Consider the following 21,815-nt stretch of genomic DNA (forward strand, 5'->3'; position numbering starts at 1 on the left):
ACCAATGCTTTCACAAATAACACAAGGAAAATATAACATGATCATCTGCGAAAATCTGTGCAATCTGTGGGAAAAATAAAACATCTTCTAATAATGAATGTGACAAATTATTTTAAACACGAATAACACTAATGCTTTTCACAAATAACACAAGGAAAATAAAGCGCAATCATCTGCGAAAATCTGTGAAATCCGTGGGAAAAATAAAACATCTTATCATAGATAGATGTGACAAATGATTTTAAACACAAATAACACTAATGCTTTTCACAAATAACACAAAGGAAAATAAGTGTAATCATCTGTGAAAATCTGCACAATCTGCGGGAAAAAAGAAAGCACCCTAAAAAGGATGCTCTATATTATGTAAAAGGTTTTCAGTTATTTTTCCCAAACCAAAGCACTCGCTCCAAGAATTGCAGCATCTGCTTCGTCAAGTTCACTGAATACCAGTTTCACTTTATTTCTGAAAATTGGAAGAAGGTTTCTTTCCATATGAAGTTTTGCAGGCTTTAAAATAAAATCTCCAGCTTTGATTACTCCTCCAAATAGAAGAATAGCTTCCGGTGAGGAGAACATTACAAAATTAGCTATTGCTTCACCCAGTTTCTGACCAGTATATCTGAAAACTTCAATAGCAATTGGGTCTTCTTTGATAGCACATTCGTATACTGTTTTGGAATTGATTTCATCTTCAGGATATTGGTTCAACATAGATTCCGGGAACTCCGCTCTCATTTTCTTTGCTGTAATAGTAATTCCTGTAGCAGAAGCATAGGCTTCCAGACTTCCTTCAGAACCTGTGCTCCAGTGTTTTCTCCCGCCTGGTTTTACAATCGTATGTCCCAATTCTCCGGCAAACCCGTCATGTCCATAGATTAAGCTTCCGTTGGCAATAATTCCACTTCCTACTCCTGTTCCCAGCGTAATCATGATGAAATCCTTCATTCCTCTTGCTGCTCCGAAAAGCATTTCTCCCAGTGCCGCAGCATTGGCATCATTGGTTACTGTACAAGGAAGACCGAATTTTGCCGTCATCAGCTCAGCGAAAGGAATAACACCTTTCCATGGAAGATTAGGGGCAAGTTCTATGGTTCCTTTGTAATAGTTCGCGTTTGGTGCGCCTACTCCGATTCCGTCAAAGTGTGCTTCAGTACCATACTTTTCCATCATTGGACGAACATGTTCATATAAAGCATCGATGAAATCTTCCACTTTGTCATAGGCATCAGTTCTCAGATTTCCTTTATCCAGAACTTCACCACGGTGATTTACGATTCCGAATTTAGTATTGGTTCCGCCGATGTCAACTCCAAGGGCAACTTGTTTTGATAAATCTATTAATGACATTTCTATTATTAAATTCTAAGGGCTAAAATTATAAAAAAGATTGTATTAATGGATTATTAAGTAGGTTTTATTTAATACTTTAAGCTGTTTTTATTGGTTTTTTCTTTTTTCTTCCCCACCAGATCATAAATCCGGTAACCGGAAGAGAAGCGCAGATAATACTTACAATAAAAGCAATAATCTTGGTAGGAAGTCCTAAAATAGCACCTACGTGGATATCATAATTGGCGCTCACCACCTTTTCTCCAAAGTTTTTGTCCTTAGGATCATGAGTGTGTAGCAATTCTCCGGAGTTTTCATCAAAGATTAAGCTGCTGCTTTTATGATATGAATAAGAAAGATGTTTCACATACACCTCAAAGTTGGGATGTTCGTGGTCATCCATGTGCGGATGTCCTAAATCTATAGCGAAACCATAAGAATCCGGATATTTTGTCTGTACTGTATTGATGATTTTATCCAGTGTTCCTTCTGTTCTCAGCTCAATAGGAGCTTTTGTTTTGATATGGGAAAAGTCTGGGTATTTGGTTTCTCCACCAGAAAATATCACATAGATCATTGCCTGTACTACAAAAAATGCATAGAAAAGACCTGTAATTGAGAAGATTAAAGCAAAGATTGATGCGTAAAATCCTAAGACATTATGAAGGTCGTAGTTCTTTCGCTTCCAGCTTTTGATGTTTTTCCATTTGAAGGCAAAACGTTGTTTTCTTGCTGCTTTGTTCTTTGGCCACCAGAGAATAATCCCGGAGATCAGCATAATGATAAAAATGATAACAGGAATTCCCACGACATATGTTCCCCAATCCTGTTTCAGAAGGTAGCTCCAGTGGATCATTTTTACAATATTGAAGAATCCGTTTTTTTCATCATAGACTCTCAGTACTTTCCCTGTGTATGGATTTACATAGGCTTGTTTGTAGATGGGAAATTCATCAAAATAATTCCATGCATCCGTATTATGCTCATACCAGAAGAACATATAAGATTGCGTCTTATCAATAGGAACATTTACCCAGTGGATAGGATATTTTTCTTTGACCTGTTCCCCAACAGCCTTTTCCATTACTCTGATAGGAAGAACCTGTTTCTGCTCAATATTTTGCTCATGATGGTAGATAACATCTTTTCGGGTGATGTTTTCCACCTCATCCTTAAATACGTATAAAGCTCCGGTAATAGAGATAATAAAGATCAGAAATCCTATTCCCAATCCGAACCAAAGGTGTAGCTTGGCTGACCATTTTTTGATAAAGCCCGGTTTCTTTTTATGATGATGGTTTTTCTTCATATAACAGTAAAAAGTAAAGCAAAGATATGCTTTACTTTTTATTTAGATTAATTAAAATTTGTATTCGATCATGAATGTCCCTCTTAGTCCAAGAGCATTCGTGAAGTCACTGTCTCTTGCTGTCCACCATGAAATAGCGGGTTGATATACTTTGTTAAAAATGTTTTCAACACCTAATGACAGTCTCCAGTTGTTGTTAACTTCATAACTTGATTTGAAGTTAAAAACGGTATATTCCGGAACATATCCTTCACCATAAGCATATAATCCCGTTTTAGCATTAGGCTCGAATCTGTTTTGCTGGAAAGAGTGAAGCATATCAACACCAACGGATAGAGCAGGAACAGGTCTTGCCTGAACATATGCCAATACTTTAGGTGCAGAAATTCTGCTGTTGTTAATTTTGGTTGAATAATCACCGTCATCTTTTACAGAGGTAATTCCCTCCATCCAGCTGTAGCTTCCACCAAACTGAATCCATTTTGTAGGCGTAAAGTGTAAAAATCCTTCTACTCCGTATACAATCTCGGGAGATCTCTGAATCATTAATGCTCTGTCCGGACTCTGTACGAATGATGCTCCCAGTTTAGAGGTACTCACATAAGAAGTTAATTCATAGTTCAACCAGCTAGAAAGTTGTCCTGTTGCTCCCAATTCGTAGTTGTTAACGATAATTGGTTTTGTTTCCAAGCTTTTGATAGTTTCAGAAGTTGAGGTTCTTAAAATTCTTCCTAATTCATTGATAGAGTAAGCCTGAGAGAAGCTTCCGAAAAGGTTGATATAAGGTTCAATATTATAACGGACACCGATATTTCCAACTAAAGCATTGTAGTTCAGTTTTCCACCCGCTACAGGAATACTTTTCGTGAAAGTTCCGTCACTTTTCAGGGTAGAAAGCGTATTGAAATCGTCTACATTTACTTTGATGTTCTCGTAACGAAGTCCTCCTTTGATGGTGAACTTTTTAAACAGATCAATTTTTGCCAATACGAAAGGCGCAATATTGGTCATGTTCATATTCGGAGTCCAGAAACGTCCGTCTTCAAGCTTTTGTACTGTTTCATCATTCAGAATATCAGCTCCATAGATAATTTCTGCCTGAGAGTTGGCTGAGTTCCAAAGCTGTGTGTCAAAATTGAATCTCGCTCCTGCTTTTTTTGAAATGACATTAGACTGTCCGCCGTTGAAAAAGGTATCACTGTATCCGTAAACCGTTTTGAAATCCTGATAGTAAAGGTTGATATTTAAAGAAGTTCCTGCAAACAGGTTCTTATTGTCATAGCTCACTCGGATATTGTGGTTTTTCGGAGTTCCCTGAGGGGTTGTTTCCAGTCCTTTTCCAATTCCTTCACCAATAGTAGGTGTGATGCCGTATTTCCCTGTCTTTAATCCTACATTCAGGTCTGATCTTGAAGAATAGCCAATATAAGACGCTTCAATTCTTTGATTTTCGTTGATGTCATAGCCTACTTTCAATAATCCATTATAGTTGTCCATCTTGGCAATGCTGTAGGTAGGACTTATCAAAACACCGTCTCCGTCTTTTGTATATCCTGTTCTTTCGTAGGCTAATGAAAGGGTATAGTCAAACTTCTTGATCTTTCCGGTTAAAAGCTGGCTGGCTCTTACGCCTAAAGTACCGCCGTAAGGCTGTCCTGTAAGACCAATCTGTGAAATTCCGGAGATTTTTTTATCTGTTTTGTTTCTCTTTGTAATATAATTGATGATCCCTCCATCTGCTCCGTTACCATAGATGGAAGAAGCTCCTTTGATCACCTCAATTCTTTCGATGGCTGAAGGGTCAATAGTCCTTAAATCTCTTGCACCGTTACGAAGTGGAGTAGACTGTGGAATTCCATCAATCAAAACCAAAACCTGGCGACCTCTTAATGTCTGCCCGGAATTGGAAGTCTGTCCGGAATTGGTTCCTAAACTGGGAACGGTATACTGCAGAATGCTTGTAATATCTGAGTTAACCGTCAGCTGAGACTGAATCTGTTTTTCTCCTACCACCGTGATGGAGCTTGGAACTTCTTTTATGTTTTCCTTTTTTCTGGAGGCGGTCATGACAACCTCGTCTACATTTTTAGTTTGTAAACTATCTTTTACCTGAGCAAAAACGGTAGTAGTTCCTAGGCAGGCAGCTGATAAAAGCACTTTTTTCATTATATTTTCTTTCCTTTTTTCTTTCTTTTTCCCCACCAAACCAGAAATCCGGTTACAGGGAGTGATGTACATGTGAGGCCGGCTATAAACCAGATGATCTTTCCAATGATTCCGAAGTAGGATCCGGTATGGATGTCATAATTGGCATTGGAATATTTCTCGGCAGTAGTAAGTTTGTGATGAGGTTTGTTGGCCAGTAGCTTTCCGGAGTATTTATCAAAGTTGAGGATGTTTCTTTCACTGTATCTTCCGTCCATTCCGTAAACCGTTACCGGAAGGTTTTTCAGTTCTTTTCCTTTTTTATTCTTTCCGTTTAGGGTAATTCTGAAGCTGGATGATTTTGCGTACAGTTTTTCAGTCTGGGCTGCGGCAAGATCAAAAATTGCTTCATTCTTTGCCATCAGAGAGTCCGGAGATTTTCTTTCTTTTTCTTTTGGAAGTTCCCATGAACCGGATAAAGCAAAAGTAAAGGTGTTTTTTACATAGGGATACGCAAAATAAAGCCCTGTAACACTTAATAGTAAGGCAATAAATGATGCATAGAATCCTAAGATATTATGAAGATCGTAGTTTTTACGCTTCCAGTTTTTTACATTTTCCCAGTTGAACCAAAAACGTCCTTTTCTGGCATTTTTATTTTTAGGCCACCATAAAATAATTCCTGTTACCAGCATAACGATGAAAAGTACGGTTGGAATTCCTACCGTATACGGTCCCCATTCTGAGTTAAGCAGAAGTCCCCAGTGAAGATATTTCAGAATACTGAAGATATCATATTTCTCATTGTAAACAGCAAGGATTTGCCCGGTGTACTGATTCACATACACCAATTTGTTAATGTGTACCTGCTGAAAATAGTTCCATCCCTTTTTGCTTTTATCATAGTACTCAAACTGGTAGGATTTATTTTTATCCAAAGGAATTTCTACAGCACTTACAGGATATTTTTCATTAAGCTCCAGTGATACCTTTTCACGAAGCAGATGAATAGGTAAAGGCTTTGTCCCGATATCCTCTTTTTTCAGATAAATAGCTTCTTTGCGTAAACTGTTATGTATTTCATCCTTAAAAACATATAAAGTCCCTGAAAGAGAGACTATAAATACAATGAAACCAACAGATAAACCAAACCACAGATGCAGTTTGGCAGACCACTTTTTTGAAGGAGCTTTCTTTTTATGGTGATGCTTTTTTCTCATAGCAAAAAGTTAACCCCGTGAGGGGCTAACCTTTGATTTTTTAAAATTTATATCCGATTGATAATCTCCAGTTACGCGGAGCATTGTATATCCATGCATATTCGCCGGCATCTCCTCTGTAACCACTGTACAATTTTCTGTTAAGGACATTATTCAGCATTAGATTGACATCAAATTTCTTAGCAACATAGGAAACCCCGAAGTTGGTATCAAAATAATCCGGAAGGCTCTGATCTTTTGTAGCACTTACTCCATACCATGATTGTCTTCCTCCTTGATACTGATAACCGGCTGAAATACCGAACCCTTTCATAAGTCCATTTTCAAATCTATAGTTGATCCAGGTATTCTGAACATTTTTTGCATTCCCCGGAGACTGGATACCAATTCTTGTAGGATCTGTGTCTTTAACGGTTTTTGCATCTGTATAAGCATAGTTGATGATAATATTCAACCCTTTGATGATTTCCCCTTTGATATCGGTTTCGAAACCTCTTGCCCTCTGCTCACCTGTAGCAACCTGGAAAGGAGCCCCATTATTTTCATTTGAATTTCCTGCAACAAGAATATTTTGTCTTCTGATTTCGTATACTGCGAAAGTAGAGTTCCATTTTCCTCCGAACCAGTCTTTTTTCAATCCGAATTCAATATTCTGCCCTCTGAAAGGATCTGTAATTTTAGTTTTGTTAATTCCTGTTCCGGATTGTGGTACAAAGGTTTTGTCATAGATACCGTAAGCAGAGAAGTTTTCATTAATAGAATAACTCACTCCAACTCTTGGTGTAAACTCACCAGCTGTATCAGGTACAATAGGAGTACCAGGGCTTAGATTAGGATATGCGGAATAAGTTTTACCGCTTGTATATCTTCCTGCTAATGTTAATCTCAATTTATTATTGAACATTTCAATCTGATCCTGAGCGTAATAAGAAGTATATTTTACGCCCTGATCGTTATAAAACGGAGCAGAAGTGTTTAATGTATAAAAATCAGAAGAAGGAAGTTTTGAAGGATCTACTCCATAATTTACATTATAAATATTAATAGGGAATGGTCCTCCGGCAAAAGATGAAAAGTCTGCATTATACTTTCTGTCTCCATAATCGAATCCGGCAATAATTTTATGTACAATGTTTCCTGTGTTAAGTTTACCTCTTACATAGGTTTGGAAAATGTGATTTTTTCCTTTTGCCTGCCAGTTGCTTAATGTTCTGTTTAAAACATCTTTATTATTAGGATCAAAAGTTCCCCACCAAGAACCTCCGTCATAGTTCAGGTCCATATAAGCATATTGCGTACTCCAAACCCAGTCTTTGAAAAGTTTCTGGTCTAAACTTAAGAATAAACTCTGATCTTTTACTTCAGTTTTCTTGAAGTTCGGGTCATTAAAATTGGTATGTACATTCAGTGAAGCGTATCCGTCGTTAGACATCAGATAAGCTCCTGGCTGATTGAATTTTAAGTATTGATAGTTATACTGAGCCGTAAATGTTGTCGTCTTTGTAGGTCTGAAAGTAATGGAAGGAGCAACAATGATTTTGCTTGTCTTATCATTTTCCACCCAAGATTTATTAGAGCTTCCCATTAAATTGATACGGTAGTCTAAAACCCCGTCTTTTACAAGAACTCCATCCAGATCAGCTTCTCCTCTGAAAAGGTTATAGCTTCCCGTTGTGAAACGCACACTGTTGGCAAATTTTCCGGTAGGCTTTTTAGTTACTACATTATAAAACCCGGCTGGATCTCCCATAGAGCCCATAAATCCGGCAGGACCTTTTACAAACTCTATTCTGTCTATGATAGACGCGTCAGGATTGATGGGTCCCCAAGTAGAAGAAACATTCATTCCGTTCATAAAAGTAGAAATACTGGCACCTCTCATGAATACATTGGAATACACGTTATCCCAGTGTTCTACTTTTCTTGCGCCACTTACGTTACGAACAATACCTTCTGACATGTTCAGGGTCATCTGATCCGCAAGAACCTGAGCACTCACAGACTGTACATTCTGAGGAAGCTCAAGAATGGGAGTCTGAATTCTCAATGAACCTGAAACTTCATTCAGTTTGTATTTCTGATAATATCTTCCGTTAACAACTACTTCTTCAATATTGTTGGATTTGATGGTGTCTTTTTTTTCCTGTGCAAAACTTAACATGGAAGTTAATAATGCAGCTCCTATTGTTATTCTTTTCATTGTTTATAAAGGGAATAATTTATTCTAACAGTTTAAAATTTATAAGTAAAGCTTCCTAATACGTTGGCAAGAGCCTGAGCATTGGCCGTTGTATATCCGCTCCAGTAATGTTCGTTGGTAAAGTTGTCTACTTTTACCCCGATTCTGAATTTTTTGGTATCGTAAAAAGCGTTAGCATTCAGTACCAGATATTTTGGAAGGATGAAAGTACCCATCGTTGTAGAGTTGACAATCTTGTTGTCGCTCGCATAGTTTCCTCCAACTCCGAATCCTAATCCTTTTAATTTTCCATCAAGGAACTGGTAACTTGCATTGAAATTAACCAACCATGGAGATGAGGCTGTAGCAGGTCTTCTTCCGATTACTGTTTCATCAGCTTCCGTATATTTCATATCGTTGTAGCTTACTCCGGCGATAACGGAGAATCCTTTGATCAGATAAGCGTTTGCTTCCAATTCTACTCCCTGGCTGGTAAGTGAACCGGCTTGGTTTTGAATTGCTCTTCCTTGTGATGTGTAACCAACATTAAGAAGAGTATTTTTTACTTTGATATTATAATAACTTAATGTTGTACTGATTCTTCCTTTGATCAGGCTTGCTTTGAACCCTCCTTCAAACTGGTTAGCGGTTTCAGGATCAGACAATGTCACATTAGAATCTGCATCTGAAATATAATATCCATTGCTTGTAAAGCTGTTCTGGTAATTTCCAAAAACAGATACTTTATCTTGAATAATCTGGTATACAACTCCCAATTTAGGTGACCAAGCTCCTTGATTATATGCTTTAGTTGGAATTTGTCCGGTTTGTCCTCCTTTGAAATCTATACTTTCGTATCTTACAGAAGCAAGAATATTAAGACCGGTTATTGGTGTTATAACGTTAGAAATATAACCGCTATAGGTATCTTTTTTTCCTGTACTTATATAAGTGTTGTCACGCTCAAAATTAGGCCCGCTTTGTAGTGCTGTATATTTTGCCCCCAATGTCTGGCCATTCATATTGGAATAATCTGTGGCATTAAATGGTACCCAGCCAAAATCTGTAAACAGAAAATACTGATTATCATTCATTCTCATATAATCGAAACCGGCAACAGTTCTGTTTCTTACGCTTCCGATATTGAAATCAAAATTGAAGTTCTGTTGAAGCTGGAAATATGTTCTTTTGCTGTCTTTGGTGGACTGGTCCGCTCTTGCTACCCCAATTTCTGAACTGTTTAAAGGGTTTGGAGCAAAATAAAAGTATGGGTTAAATCCGTCTGAGTAAGAATAAGAAGTACTTACATTCGTAGAGGATTTGATATGTTCATTAATCTTATAATTAACCTGTCCAAAGAAGTTTCTTGCTTTACCAACAGTTTTAAGACCTTCTCCCGTGTAAGACTGTTTATAGTTATAACCCAATTTCTCCAGTTTGTCCATGCTGTCTGCACCAAGCTGTGCACTCGGATAATAAAAGAAGAAAGCAGTTTCAGGATATGAATTGGTTTCAAACATTTCCAGTTCAGCATTAATCTCTAAATTATCTGTAGGACGGTAAGTAAGGGATGGAGTGAATGCATAGAAAGAGTTCTTTGCATTGGTTCTCTGGAAAGTTCCCTGATTGGTATAGGCTGTATTTAACCTGAATAATAATTTTTTATCTTTTGTAAGCGGTGCATTCACGTCTGCCTGCACTCTGTAGTAGTTATAGCTTCCACCTGCCAGAGAAACAGCACCTGCAAAAGTTTCAAATGGTTTTTTAGTCACTCTGTTCACAACTCCTCCGTAAGAGGTCACATTACTTCCGAATAAAGTAGCAGAAGGTCCTTTTAAAACTTCAATTCTCTCTACATTAATCGCGTCCATAGAAGTAGTAATAGGAGCTACCATACCATTTCTGATAGAGTTTCCGGCTACAAAACCTCTTAAGTTAAGATAAATACCTCCATCTCCGGCTCTGTTCGTAGCACTCCACATTTTCTGGGCACCTGCCACATTTCTGAAAGCATCATCTACGGTAAATAATAATTGGTTTTCCAGGATTCCTTTATCAATAGAAGAATATACCTGAGGATCTTCTATGGCCTTCAAAGGCATCTTATTAGAATATTCACTGTCTTTCTTTACATATGTATTGATGATTACTTCGTCAATGCTTTTTGTGGTTAATGAATCTTTTTTTTGGGCAGAAACCAGCATTGTTCCCAGTGCGGAAGCACAGATCAGTACATTTTTCATGAAAGTCAAATTTTCTGCAAATATATTATTTTTAACTGTTCTAAATAAATAATGAGATTGATATTTATCATAAAATTATTATATACTGAATAACAAAAAACCGCTATGGCCAATGCCAGAGCGGTTTTTGTATGGTTTTATTAAATTTTTCTTAAGCCGGAATTTCTCCTTTATATAAGAAAGAAATAATTTCTTTGTTTAATTTATCGATCATTTCACTGAATAAGTGGAAAGATTCCTGCTTGTAAATTACCAATGGATCTTTCTGCTCGTAAACAGCTCCTTGTGAAGATCTTCTTAAGTCGTCCATCTCACGAAGGTGAAGCTTCCAGTTTTCATCGATAATTGATAAAGTGATGTTCTTTTCAAAATCGTTCACTAAACTTTCACACTGAGTCTCGTAAGCTTCTTTAAGATCAGCTACAATTGTCATTGTTTTGTGTCCGTCTGTGAAAGGAACCTGGATCATTTTGAACATTGAACCTTGATTTTGGTATACATTCTCAATGATTGGGAATGATTTTTCTTTCAATAAGTTCAGCTTCATTTTGTAGTCTTCCTGAGCTGCTTTGAATAAGATATTCGTCAGATCCTGAACATTTTTATTATTAAAATCACTTTGAGAAACCGGAGATTCCATGGTGAATGTTTTAATGATTTCGTATTCAAAATCTTTATAATTTCCTGAAGCTTTTCCTTTCGCAACGATAGAATTAGCAACATCAAAAATCATATTTGTGATGTCATATTTCAAGTGATCTCCGAATAAAGCATTCTTTCTTCTCTTATAGATTACGTCACGTTGTTTGTTCATTACGTCATCATACTCAAGAAGTCTTTTTCTTGTTCCGAAGTTATTTTCTTCTACTTTTTTCTGAGCTCTTTCAATAGACTTACTGATCATAGAATGCTGAATTACTTCTCCTTCTTTATGACCCATTCTGTCCATCATTTTAGCGATTCTCTCAGAACCGAACAAACGCATTAAGTTATCTTCAAGAGATACATAGAACTGAGAACTTCCCGGATCTCCCTGGCGTCCCGCTCTACCTCTTAACTGTCTGTCAACACGTCTTGAATCGTGTCTTTCTGTACCGATGATGGCTAAACCTCCTGCATCTTTTACTTCTTTAGAAAGCTTAATGTCGGTACCACGACCTGCCATGTTGGTTGCAATGGTTACAACTCCCGGCTGTCCTGCTCCAGCTACGATTTCTGCTTCTTTCTTGTGAAGTTTAGCATTCAATACCTGGTGTGGAATTTTTCTTAATTGAAGTGCTTTAGAAAGCAACTGAGAAATTTCAACAGAAGTAGTACCTACCAATACAGGTCTTTTCTGTGCTGTTAATTTTTCAATTTCTTCAATTACAGCATTGTATTTTTCTCTGTTCGTTTTGAAAACTAAGTCCTGCTTGTCATGTCTTAAAATAGGACGGTTGGTTGGAATTACCACAACGTCTAATTTGTAGATTTCCCAAAGCTCTCCAGCTTCAGTTTCAGCAGTACCTGTCATCCCCGCAAGCTTGTTATACATACGGAAATAGTTCTGAAGCGTGATGGTTGCAAAAGTTTGAGTAGCTGCCTCAATTTTTACATTCTCTTTCGCTTCGATCGCCTGGTGAAGACCGTCAGAATAACGACGTCCCTCCATGATACGACCTGTCTGCTCATCAACGATTTTTACTTCACCGTCAATCACCACATACTCATCATCTTTTTCAAATAATGTGTACGCTTTCAATAGCTGGCTCATCGTGTGAACACGCTCAGATTTTTCAGCAAAATCAGAGAAAAGTCTTTCTTTTGCTTCAAACTCTTCTTCTTTAGAAAGGTTTTTAGCTTCTACTTCAGCAATCTCAGTTCCGATATCCGGAAGTACGAAGAAGTTAGGATCAGAGTTACCCTGAGACATGTATTCAACACCTTTGTCTGTAAGGTCTACCTGATTGTTTTTCTCCTCGATGACGAAGTAAAGATCTTTATCTACAATCGGCATATCACGGTTGTTGTCCTGCATATATTGCGCTTCAACTTTCTGAAGCAATGCTCTGTTTCCGCTTTCCGATAAGAATTTGATTAATTGTCTGTTTTTTGGAAGACCTCTGTAGGCCTGAAGTAATTTGAATCCTCCTTCTTTTGTATTTCCTGCAGCGATTAATTTTTTCGCTTCATTGAAAATGGTAGAAACGGTTTTCTTTTGTACTTCAACAATTCTGTCGATAGAAGGTTTAAGAACATCGAACTCCTGTCTGTCTCCCTGAGGAACAGGACCAGAGATGATCAATGGTGTTCTTGCGTCATCTACCAATACAGAGTCAACTTCATCCACGATAGCAAAGTTCAGTTCTCTTTGTACCAATTCTGAAGGTGAGGTTACCATGTTATCTCTCAGATAATCGAAACCAAACTCGTTGTTCGTTCCGTAAGTAATATCTGAGTTGTATGCTTTTCTTCTTCCGTCTGAGTTCGGCTGGTGGTTATCGATACAATCGATAGACATTCCGTGGAACTGATAAAGAGGTCCCATCCAAGCGGAGTCTCTTTTGGCAAGATAGTCGTTCACGGTTACAACGTGTACTCCTCTTTCCGGAAGTGAATTTAAGTAAATAGGTAATGTTCCTACCAAAGTTTTACCTTCACCGGTTGCCATCTCGGCAATTTTACCACTGTGAAGAATAACCCCTCCGATAAACTGAACATCATAGTGGACCATATCCCAAACTACAGGAGTTCCGGCAGCGTCCCATGAGTTTTTCCAAACAGCTGTGTCTCCCTGAATGCTAACGAAATCTTTTCCTGCAGCAGCAAGTTCTCTATCCCAGTCACTAGCTGTTACACGAATTTCTCCATTCTGAGCCCATCTTCTTGCCGTTTCTTTGATCAATGCAAAAGCTTCGGGAAGAACCTGAATCAGAACTTTTTCTTCAATTTCGTATGATTCTTTCTTTAGAGCCTCAATTTTTGTGAAAAGAGCTTCTTTTTCATCAACATTGGTTGAAGTTTTTATCTGCTCTTTTATCTGTTCTATTTGAGCTGTAATCTTACTGGTTGCAGATTTTATATTCTCTTTAAACTCAGCAGTTTTTTGTCTCAACCCATCATCCGACAATTGTTGAATGTTAGGTTCTACAGCTCTGATTTTTGTTACAACTTTTTTTACTTCTTTTAGGTCCTGCGCTTTCTTGTCTCCCAAAAACCCTTTAAGAACTTTGTTTAAAAAACTCATAAATTTTTTGCTTTATGCTTAATGCAAAATGCTTTAAGCGTTTTAAATAACACTTATCGTGTAAATTAATATATAAAAAGGGCAAAAAAGCTCTAAGCAAGCAGCCTAAAGCTTATCGCTTTATTAATATTCGTCCTCGTTCCAAAGGAAATCCTCGTCAGTAGGATAGTCACTCCATACCTCTTCGATAGATTCATAAATTTCTCCTTCGTCTTCAATAGCCTGAAGGTTTTCTACTACTTCCATAGGTGCACCAGTTCTGATTGCGTAGTCGATAAGCTCTGCTTTTGTCATTGGCCAAGGTGCGTCACTTAAATATGAAGCTAATTCTAATGTCCAGTACATAATTTTCTAATTTTTTGCAAAAGTATAAAAATAGGTTGTATAATAAACTTTTTTATACTTGATTTTCAATTCTTTTTATAATTTTTTCTTATAAATGGCTGTCACAAACTGACTGGCAGCTGTGTCAGCAATTTACTTATTGTCGTTTTCTCAAAAACCATTCCACAAATTTTTTTATGCCATTTTGGAAGTCTGTGGCAGGTTTATACCCTATTAAATCCTTTGCTTTGGTAATATCGGCATTCGTTTTTGTGACATCACCAGGTTGCATTGGCAGAATTTTTCTGATAGCACTTTTTCCAAGTGCCATTTCTATAGTGGTCACCATCTCAGATAAAGTGATTACCTGGTTTTCTCCCAGATTCAGGATTTCATAAACCCCGGAATTGTTTTCCAGATAAAGGATAGATTTGGTAATTCCATCAATGATGTCATCTATATAAGTATAGTCTCTGGCCGTATTTCCGTCGCCATAGAAAGGAATCTCCCGGTTCTCCGAAATAAGCTTGGTAAACTTGTGTATCGCCAGGTCAGGCCTTTGCCTTGGTCCATATACCGTAAAGAATCTAAGCTGAATCATATCTATATGGTATAGATTATGGTAAACATGGCCTATAACCTCTCCGCTTTTCTTGGTTGCCGCATAAGGTGAGATAGGATTGTCTACATTGTCTGTTTCTGCAAAAGGAATTTTTTCATTGTTTCCGTAAACACTTGAAGAAGATGCGCAAATGAATTTTTTGATATTAAAATCCTTACACAGTTGCCAAAGATTCATTGTACCGCGTACATTCACTTCTTCGTATTCAAGAGGACGTTCAATAGAGGGCCGTACTCCGGCAAGTGCTGCCAGATGAATTACCATATCAATAGGATGATTTTTAAAGATGTTTTCAAGACCTTTTTTATCACGGATGTCCTGCCAATAGAGGGAATATTGGTCAGAATGAGTGAGGGAAATCAAACGCGGAATATCCGTCTCTTTATCAGAGAATTCAAAATCCGAATTTTTACCGATTGACTCTAAAGTATTTTTAATTTTTACCTGATAGTCATAGAAATCATCAAAATTGTCAATGTTTATGACAGAATGTCCATTTCTTAATAATCGTTCAACTAAATGGGAACCGATGAACCCACTACCGCCTGTTACAAGATAAACCATTTGTATTTTTTATGAGTACAAAAATATAAATTTTACTTTTTGAAAAATATAATCATTAAATTTACTTAAAAAAGTAATATAAATATAATATGCAGTTTCAAGGGCAAATTTTAAAGATGACAAGCGTCGATGCTAAGCCAATCCAATACTACCTCAATCTTTCTGGAGATCTGATCCACATGAATGAGCTGTTTGGGAAGGAGTTAAGCATCAAACATACCGGATTTCAATGTGTAAATTGCGGACTGAATAAGCCTATTTACAGAATGGGATTCTGCAAAAGCTGCTTTTTTGAAAGCCCATATGCCAGTGATACCATTATTCGTCCTGAACTTTCTACAGCTCATTTGGGAGTTGCAGAGCGAGATCTTGAAGTTGAAAAACAAATTCAGCTGCAACCACACACTGTTTATCTTGCTTATACAGGAGATGTAAAAGTAGGAGTGACCAGAAATACACAGATTCCTACAAGATGGATTGATCAGGGTGCGACTTTTGCATTGCCTATTGCAAGAACGGAAAACCGCTATGAAGCAGGAATGATAGAGGTGGCTTTAAAAGAACACCTGGCGGATAAAACCAATTGGAGGAAGATGCTGCAGGACGATTTTGAAGGTGAAGTAGATCTTGCTGATTTCCGACAAAAAATAAAAGAATATTTTCCTGAAGACTTCCAGAAATTTTATAGCGAAGGAGAAGAATTGTGGATGTTTGACTATCCTTTTGAAAAACCGGAAAAAGTTTCATCATTTACATTAGATAAAAAACCTGAGTTTACAGGGAGACTTACTGGAATTAAAGGTCAGTATCTTGGATTTGAAGGAGGTAATTTTATCAATGTAAGAGGACATGAAGGGTATGTAATAGAACTGGAAATAAAGAACTGATCTATATAATAGAAAAGAATCAAATCACAAAATATGAAAAAATGGGTTAAAAGGCTATTAATAAGTTTCGGAATCCTGGCAGGAATTCTTCTTGCTGCGAATTTCGGACTGAATCTATGGCTCAAAACCCAACTTCCGGAATACATCAAAAAAAATACAAACTATAAAGTTTCTTACAAAACGCTGGATGTTGATCTGGGAACAGGAAATATCTTTGCAACAGGAATCACGGTTAACAGTAAAGATCCGCAAAATACAGACGTTATCGGCTTGCAGGGAACTATTGATACCTTGAAGATAAGCCGTTTTGGAATCTATGATGCTGTTTTTAATAAAAGAATCAGCTCGTCAGATCTGTTGCTTGCAAAACCTGTTTTAAACATTATTCTTGCAAAGCCTATTGATCGTAAAACCGGAAAGAAAAGAAATCCGGTTTCATTTGAAAATATAAGAATCAATGAAGGTAAAATTGCTGTTTTCAGGCATACAAAGCAGAAATTTCTATCTGTACAACAACTGGATCTGTTTGTAGAAAATTTACAGATGACGGAAGAGTCTGTAGAAAATAAGCTACCCGTCGTTTTTGACAAATACAGTGTCAAAGGAGAAAAATTCTTTTTTCGTCCAGAGGAAACATATGCGATTACCATCGGTAGTATCAATACAACTAATGGGCAAATGGCTATTGAGAATTTCAGGCTGACTCCGCTGCTCTCTTTTGCTCAGTTTAAAAAGTTTTATCCTAAAAAAGCGCAGTTATTTGAATTTGCCGTTCCCAAAATGGATTTTACGGATGTCATTTTAAATAAAAACAAAGTTTCACTTACGAATGCAGACTTCGGGAATCCTGTTCTGAAAGTCTATAACACAGGAGTAAAGACTAAAAAAGCTGAAAAGAAATCAAATTTTGAAGTTGATTTAAAAAATATAAAGCTGAATAATGCCATAGTAAAAGTCACAAAGCCGGATGGAAATAATCTTCTGTCGGTCGGGAGTCTTACTGTAAATATCAATCAGCTGATGTTTAATAAAGAAACTTCGGAACAGGTCATTCCTATAGGATATAAAGATTTTACCATTGCAGGAAGGAATATTGAATACTCCAACGCTCAGAATATTACAGTAAGAAGCTTGGCGTTGAAGCCGGCAAATGGGGAAATCTGGGACGTTGTATTGACGCCTGGTCATCCAGCAACAGGAAAAGCAGCAGCAGAGTTAAAAACAAATCATATTGCTTTTAATATCAATAAACTGGAATTCGTTGATAAAAAATTGAATGTTGATCTTAAAGATCTTCTCGTAGAAAATGTTAACGGAACTTTTAAAGCAGGTGAAAAAACAACCAATAAGTCTGCTGGATCTGGTATTATTAATTCTGTTATCATAAGAAAAACATTCTTAAAGAACTCAAACATTACGTATGATAAAGGAAAACAGCCTTTGACTTTCCATGATCTTAATGCAAAGGTTAATAATATTGAGTTATCACCTAAACCCAATCAGACAGGGCTGTCCTTCAAAGTAAAAGACTATTATATTACCACCAGAAACCTGGCTTATAAAACGCAGTTTTACAATATGAGCCTTGGGCTTATTAAACTGAATAAAAATCAGGTACAGATTAACAATTTTGCCATGAAGCCTCTCGTTTCAAGAGCACAGTTTATCAAAATGATACCCGTTGAGAGAGATCTGTATGATTTAAAAGCCGGACAAATTACTGCAAAAGGAGAGTGGGATCTGTTTTCTCACAACAAAATGGTAAATGCTTCCCAGGTAGACATTGAGTCTGCAAATGCCAATATTTTCAGAAGTAAAATTCCTAAAGACGATCCGAAAATTAAAGCATTATATTCTAAAATGCTACGTTCTATTAAAATTCCGATGACAATTCATAACCTTGATCTCAAAAATTCTGTCCTGGTATACGAAGAGGATACTCCGGAAAGTATGGGACCCGGAAAACTGACCTTCAGTAATTTTAATATGAACGTTAAAAATCTGAACTCTGCCAAGATAAAAGGAAAACCCACAAAAGTGGACATTAAAATCAATTGTTCTTTCATGAACCTCTCACCGCTTTCTGTCAATTGGAACTTTGATGTAGCTGATCAGAATGATAGATTTGCAATCTCCGGAAAAACAACCAATCTCCCTGCAAGCGGAATCAATCCCTTTATCAGGCCTTATCTTCATGTGACAGCTACTGCAGGAACTATTCAGGAAATGCTTTTTAACTTCAAAGGAAACCCTGCCGGATTACATGGAACTTTTAATCTTAAACATAAAGACTTAAAAATTGCAGTATTAAATAAGAATAACCATGAGAAAAAAGGGTTTCTAACGGCCGTTGCGAATGTTTTTCTGAAATCAAACTCAGGAAATTTCCCTGATGCCGTTACGGTAGAAAATGTAGAACGTGATCCTACAAAGTCTTTCTTTAATCTTTTCTGGAGGGGAATTGAACAGGGATTAAAGAAAACCCTTATTGGTAAAAATGTAGAAAAGACTGAGAAAAAGGTGAAAAACGCAGTTTCTTCTGTGAAAGAAATGAAACAGTCGGTAAAAGAAATAAAACAGGAAATAAAAAATAAAAAAGAAACTCCCCAGCCGGAAGCAGATAAAAAAGAAAAGAAAGGTTTTCTGAATAATATATTCAAGAAAAAAGAAAAATCTGAAGAATAATCCTTTAAACCATTACGCCTGTTTATTCATTGTCAATGATAAAAGAAGACAATGTTTTAATAAAACAAACTTAATGGTTTAAAAAATCAATATACGGAAAGATGAATTTGGCTAGAAATTGAATTCGTCACTTTCCAATACAGGAATATCTCTCAAAAATTTATCAAACTCTTCTCCCGGATAATTGCTGTCTGCACCGTATGAATCTATGATCATTCCTCGGTTTCCTGCATTGTCCTTTACTACATACAGTACAGCATTATCATCTGGATTGCTGTCTCCTTCGAAACGATATGTTTTTAGAATGACCAACTCAGCAGGCTGATAAATTCTGTCCGAATTTTCAAACTTCATTTCACAATTTTCATTCATCCTGAATTCCCTTTGTATTCCTCTTTCAGAAAGCGTTTTCATAACTTCGCTTAAAGTTGTCATTCTATCAAAATTCTCTGAATTTTCCATAATAATATTTTTATTTTTAAGTACAATAATTAAACCATTGCAATTTCTAAATATAAGAAAAATAGCAGATTGTAATTTCCCTAAAAATAAAGTTTAATGTTAACAAAATTTATAATTTAAAAAAATAAAATAGGTATGCTTTTTGCAATGGTATCAATAATAAATCAAAGAAAATATGAAAAAAGAAGTTGGAGTTTTACTGGCAGGGGGAGTTGGTCTTTTGGCAGTATTAAGTTTAATTAGCATTAAAAAAATTTTGACAAAAAAAGATAAAAAATATAGTGATTCCTATTCGGACTATCACAGACACTTTGATGAAAAGAACCACGACGACGAAACACACGGAGTGGAATTTTACGCAGTGAAGTAGTAAAAAAATATATTTAATTATGTTTAAATCCAACGCTTTTGAAAGTGTTGGATTTTTTTTGTGGAAAACTTTAATGTTAAAACTCATTATTTTATTAAAATTCCATTCTAATTTTACATCAGAATGCAAAACGAAAATTTCATAAAAGGTCAGGGAGCTCAGCGAAACGTTGTCAATCGTTTCGACAGGTATACCTATGAGCCTGAAGATGAAGATTTCGAGACTGTGAAGACTTCTTTCACGGAAGTATTTCCCAAAACCATTGTCAATCAGGTTAAAAGCGAAGACCTCCCGATGGAGTATTCCATGAATCCCTATCAGGGATGTGAACATGGCTGCTCTTACTGCTTTGCAAGACCTACCCACGAATATTGGGGTTATAGTGCAGGGATTGACTTTGAAAGAAAAATAATGGTAAAGAAAAATGCACCCGAATTACTGGAGAAATTTTTTCAAAAAAGAGGCTATAAAGCTGCCCCGATTCTATTGTCCGGAAATACCGACTGCTATCAGCCGGCCGAAAGACAATTTGAAATTACCAGAAAATTACTGCAGCTCTGTCTTGATTACAGACATCCTGTCAATATTCTGACCAAAAATGCACTGGTGCTAAGAGATCTCGATATTTTAAAACCTATGGCAGAACAGAATCTGGTATCTGTTTCTCTAAGCATCCCAACAATCAATGAAGAACTGAGACGAAAGATGGAGCCGAGAACAAGCTCAGCAAAAAATAAATTAAAAGCAGTTGAAATTCTTTCTGAAAACAATATTCCCGTACATGTAATGGTAGCGCCCATTATCCCGGGGCTCAATAGTGATGAGCCTTTAAACATATTGAAAGCTATTTCGGATGCCGGTGCTTTAGGATTCGGATATACCCTCGTAAGACTAAATGATACCGTCGAACCGGTTTTTGTAAACTGGATTGAAACTCATTTTCCGGACAGGGCACAAAAAGTTTTAAATCTTATCCGCTCTATGAGAGGTGGAAAACTGGGCGATAAAAGATATTTTGAAAGACAAAGAGGAGAGGGAAATATTGCTGAAATGATTCACACCACTTTTAAGATCGGCAAAAAGAAGTTTTTTGATGGCAAAGAATTTCCAAAGCTTTCAATATCTAACTTTACAGGATCCCGAGACCAGCAGCTTAAATTGTTTGATTAAGCTTATCTTATATATAGTATAATCTTGTTGCCATTTCTTCAAATCCACCCATACTCAAACTCTATTACTCTCCAACTCTCCAACTCAATTAGGAGCTAATTCCTGCTATCCATTCCTACTCCTCGCGCCCGCGCTGTCACCCTGAGCGAAGCCGAAGGCTCCCCCACGCTCCATCCCATCCACGCTCCAACCCCAGCTGCGGGGTAACCATTTCTATCAGGGCTAGGGAAGGAGTTATAAATGATGAATGATGAGTTATGAATTATAAATTAGGCGTTTCGGGTTATTGAGTTGCGGGTTTCGTGTTTCCAGTTAGAAAAGGAACCTTGGTGATGAATTTTCATATTGTTGATTTCTATGGAAACGGGGTATTGAGCAAAATCTCTATTCCCATTGTGTCATTCCTGAGGAATCCCAACTCCTTTATGAGAGTCTTAAAGGAAGTAAAATGACAGTATAATGTCTAAGGCCTTTTAGCATTTAGTATTAGCAGTGTCATGCTGAGCAGAGTCGAAGCATTTTAATTATGGGTATAGGAGTTAAATCTTATTACTCTATATACTATCTATACTCTTTAGCATTTCCCATCCTTCCCATTCTATATATACTATAAAAGCAAACATCTTCTCTGTGTCAATCTGTGTCATCTGTGGTTCATTATAACTATTCAATAGGAATGGGCTTTAGCCCGTTTAGTAAAAAATAACTCCATAATTCGGCTTTAGCCAAAACTTATATATAGGCTATTAATATAAACAAAGCTCTACTCTATATAATATATATAACTTATTTTGATCCTCCCATCCCCCAAAACCCCGCATCTCGCACCTCGGATCATACCTCTGTCCCCTCTCAAACACTCAAACTCTCCCACACTACAACGCCCTCACTCGATCCTCCAAACAAATGTTTAAAATTTTTCTCCCTGCCTTCCAGTTGATTAGGGGAAAATATGGTTTCAATATGAAATTTATGTTAAATAAAGTTGCGTGGTGTGTGTGAAGTTTCTATCTTTGCCCCACTGAAAAACGAAAGACATTCAGTAGCGCAGAAGCGCCTTTAGAAAGGCAGAAACAT

At 36.9% G+C, this 21,815-nt stretch carries 14 protein-coding genes; 4 read left to right on the plus strand and 10 right to left on the minus strand.

The genetic code is table 11. The annotated features are described in order from the left end of the window. Positions 1 to 381 precede the first annotated feature (381 nt). The 9 genes from ACMA47_RS19150 to ACMA47_RS19190 form a co-directional block, all read right to left on the minus strand. Positions 382 to 1,350: an ROK family protein gene (locus tag ACMA47_RS19150; RefSeq protein WP_034693864.1), complete on the minus strand. Its 969-nt coding sequence runs from the start codon at positions 1,348 to 1,350 to the stop codon at positions 382 to 384. Positions 1,351 to 1,429: 79 nt separating this feature from the next. Continuing rightward, positions 1,430 to 2,641, minus strand: coding sequence for a PepSY-associated TM helix domain-containing protein (locus ACMA47_RS19155; RefSeq protein ID WP_413931056.1), 1,212 nt, complete (start codon positions 2,639 to 2,641; stop codon positions 1,430 to 1,432). Positions 2,642 to 2,692: 51 nt separating this feature from the next. Continuing rightward, complete coding sequence (locus ACMA47_RS19160) at positions 2,693 to 4,807, minus strand: TonB-dependent receptor (protein ID WP_413931057.1); 2,115 nt, start codon at positions 4,805 to 4,807, stop codon at positions 2,693 to 2,695. Next, positions 4,807 to 6,006 carry a PepSY-associated TM helix domain-containing protein gene (locus ACMA47_RS19165; protein WP_413931058.1) on the minus strand — a complete coding sequence of 400 codons (1,200 nt, stop codon included), beginning with the start codon at positions 6,004 to 6,006 and terminating at the stop codon, positions 4,807 to 4,809. Before ACMA47_RS19165 ends, ACMA47_RS19160 begins: the two co-directional genes overlap by 1 nt. Positions 6,007 to 6,046: 40 nt before the next feature. Beyond that, positions 6,047 to 8,206, minus strand: coding sequence for a TonB-dependent siderophore receptor (locus ACMA47_RS19170; RefSeq protein WP_413931059.1), 2,160 nt, complete (start codon positions 8,204 to 8,206; stop codon positions 6,047 to 6,049). A gap of 32 nt (positions 8,207 to 8,238) precedes the next feature. Then, complete coding sequence (locus tag ACMA47_RS19175) at positions 8,239 to 10,428, minus strand: TonB-dependent siderophore receptor (RefSeq protein WP_413931060.1); 2,190 nt, start codon at positions 10,426 to 10,428, stop codon at positions 8,239 to 8,241. A 151-nt stretch (positions 10,429 to 10,579) separates the two neighbouring features. Next, entirely contained in the window at positions 10,580 to 13,654 is a 3,075-nt protein-coding gene (gene secA / locus ACMA47_RS19180) for a preprotein translocase subunit SecA (protein WP_413931061.1), read from the minus strand. Between the two features lie 123 nt (positions 13,655 to 13,777). Beyond that, positions 13,778 to 13,999 (minus strand): DUF2795 domain-containing protein, encoded by a 222-nt coding sequence (locus ACMA47_RS19185; protein ID WP_002662059.1) that lies wholly within the window; start codon positions 13,997 to 13,999, stop codon positions 13,778 to 13,780. Between the two features lie 136 nt (positions 14,000 to 14,135). Next, positions 14,136 to 15,164 (minus strand): GDP-mannose 4,6-dehydratase, encoded by a 1,029-nt coding sequence (locus ACMA47_RS19190; RefSeq protein WP_413931062.1) that lies wholly within the window; start codon positions 15,162 to 15,164, stop codon positions 14,136 to 14,138. Between the two features lie 89 nt (positions 15,165 to 15,253). Here ACMA47_RS19190 and ACMA47_RS19195 point away from each other — a divergent pair, with 89 nt between their 5' ends. Both ACMA47_RS19195 and ACMA47_RS19200 read left to right on the plus strand, forming a co-directional pair. Beyond that, complete coding sequence (locus tag ACMA47_RS19195; RefSeq protein WP_413931063.1) at positions 15,254 to 16,051, plus strand: DUF2797 domain-containing protein; 798 nt, start codon at positions 15,254 to 15,256, stop codon at positions 16,049 to 16,051. Between the two features lie 33 nt (positions 16,052 to 16,084). After that, positions 16,085 to 18,736 (plus strand): hypothetical protein, encoded by a 2,652-nt coding sequence (locus tag ACMA47_RS19200; RefSeq protein WP_413931064.1) that lies wholly within the window; start codon positions 16,085 to 16,087, stop codon positions 18,734 to 18,736. Between the two features lie 111 nt (positions 18,737 to 18,847). Here ACMA47_RS19200 and ACMA47_RS19205 read toward each other — a convergent pair whose 3' ends face one another. Next, positions 18,848 to 19,198, minus strand: coding sequence for a hypothetical protein (locus ACMA47_RS19205; RefSeq protein WP_413931065.1), 351 nt, complete (start codon positions 19,196 to 19,198; stop codon positions 18,848 to 18,850). 175 nt (positions 19,199 to 19,373) lie between these two features. On the opposite strand from ACMA47_RS19205, the gene ACMA47_RS19210 reads away from it, so the two are divergent. Together ACMA47_RS19210 and ACMA47_RS19215 are read left to right on the plus strand one after the other, a co-directional pair. Next, positions 19,374 to 19,568: a hypothetical protein gene (locus tag ACMA47_RS19210; RefSeq protein WP_034693837.1), complete on the plus strand. Its 195-nt coding sequence runs from the start codon at positions 19,374 to 19,376 to the stop codon at positions 19,566 to 19,568. A 123-nt stretch (positions 19,569 to 19,691) separates the two neighbouring features. After that, positions 19,692 to 20,738, plus strand: coding sequence for a PA0069 family radical SAM protein (locus ACMA47_RS19215; RefSeq protein ID WP_413931066.1), 1,047 nt, complete (start codon positions 19,692 to 19,694; stop codon positions 20,736 to 20,738). Positions 20,739 to 21,815: the final 1,077 nt, after the last annotated feature.

This window comes from Chryseobacterium sp. T20, assembly GCF_047345655.1.
Lineage (GTDB): Bacteria > Bacteroidota > Bacteroidia > Flavobacteriales > Weeksellaceae > Chryseobacterium.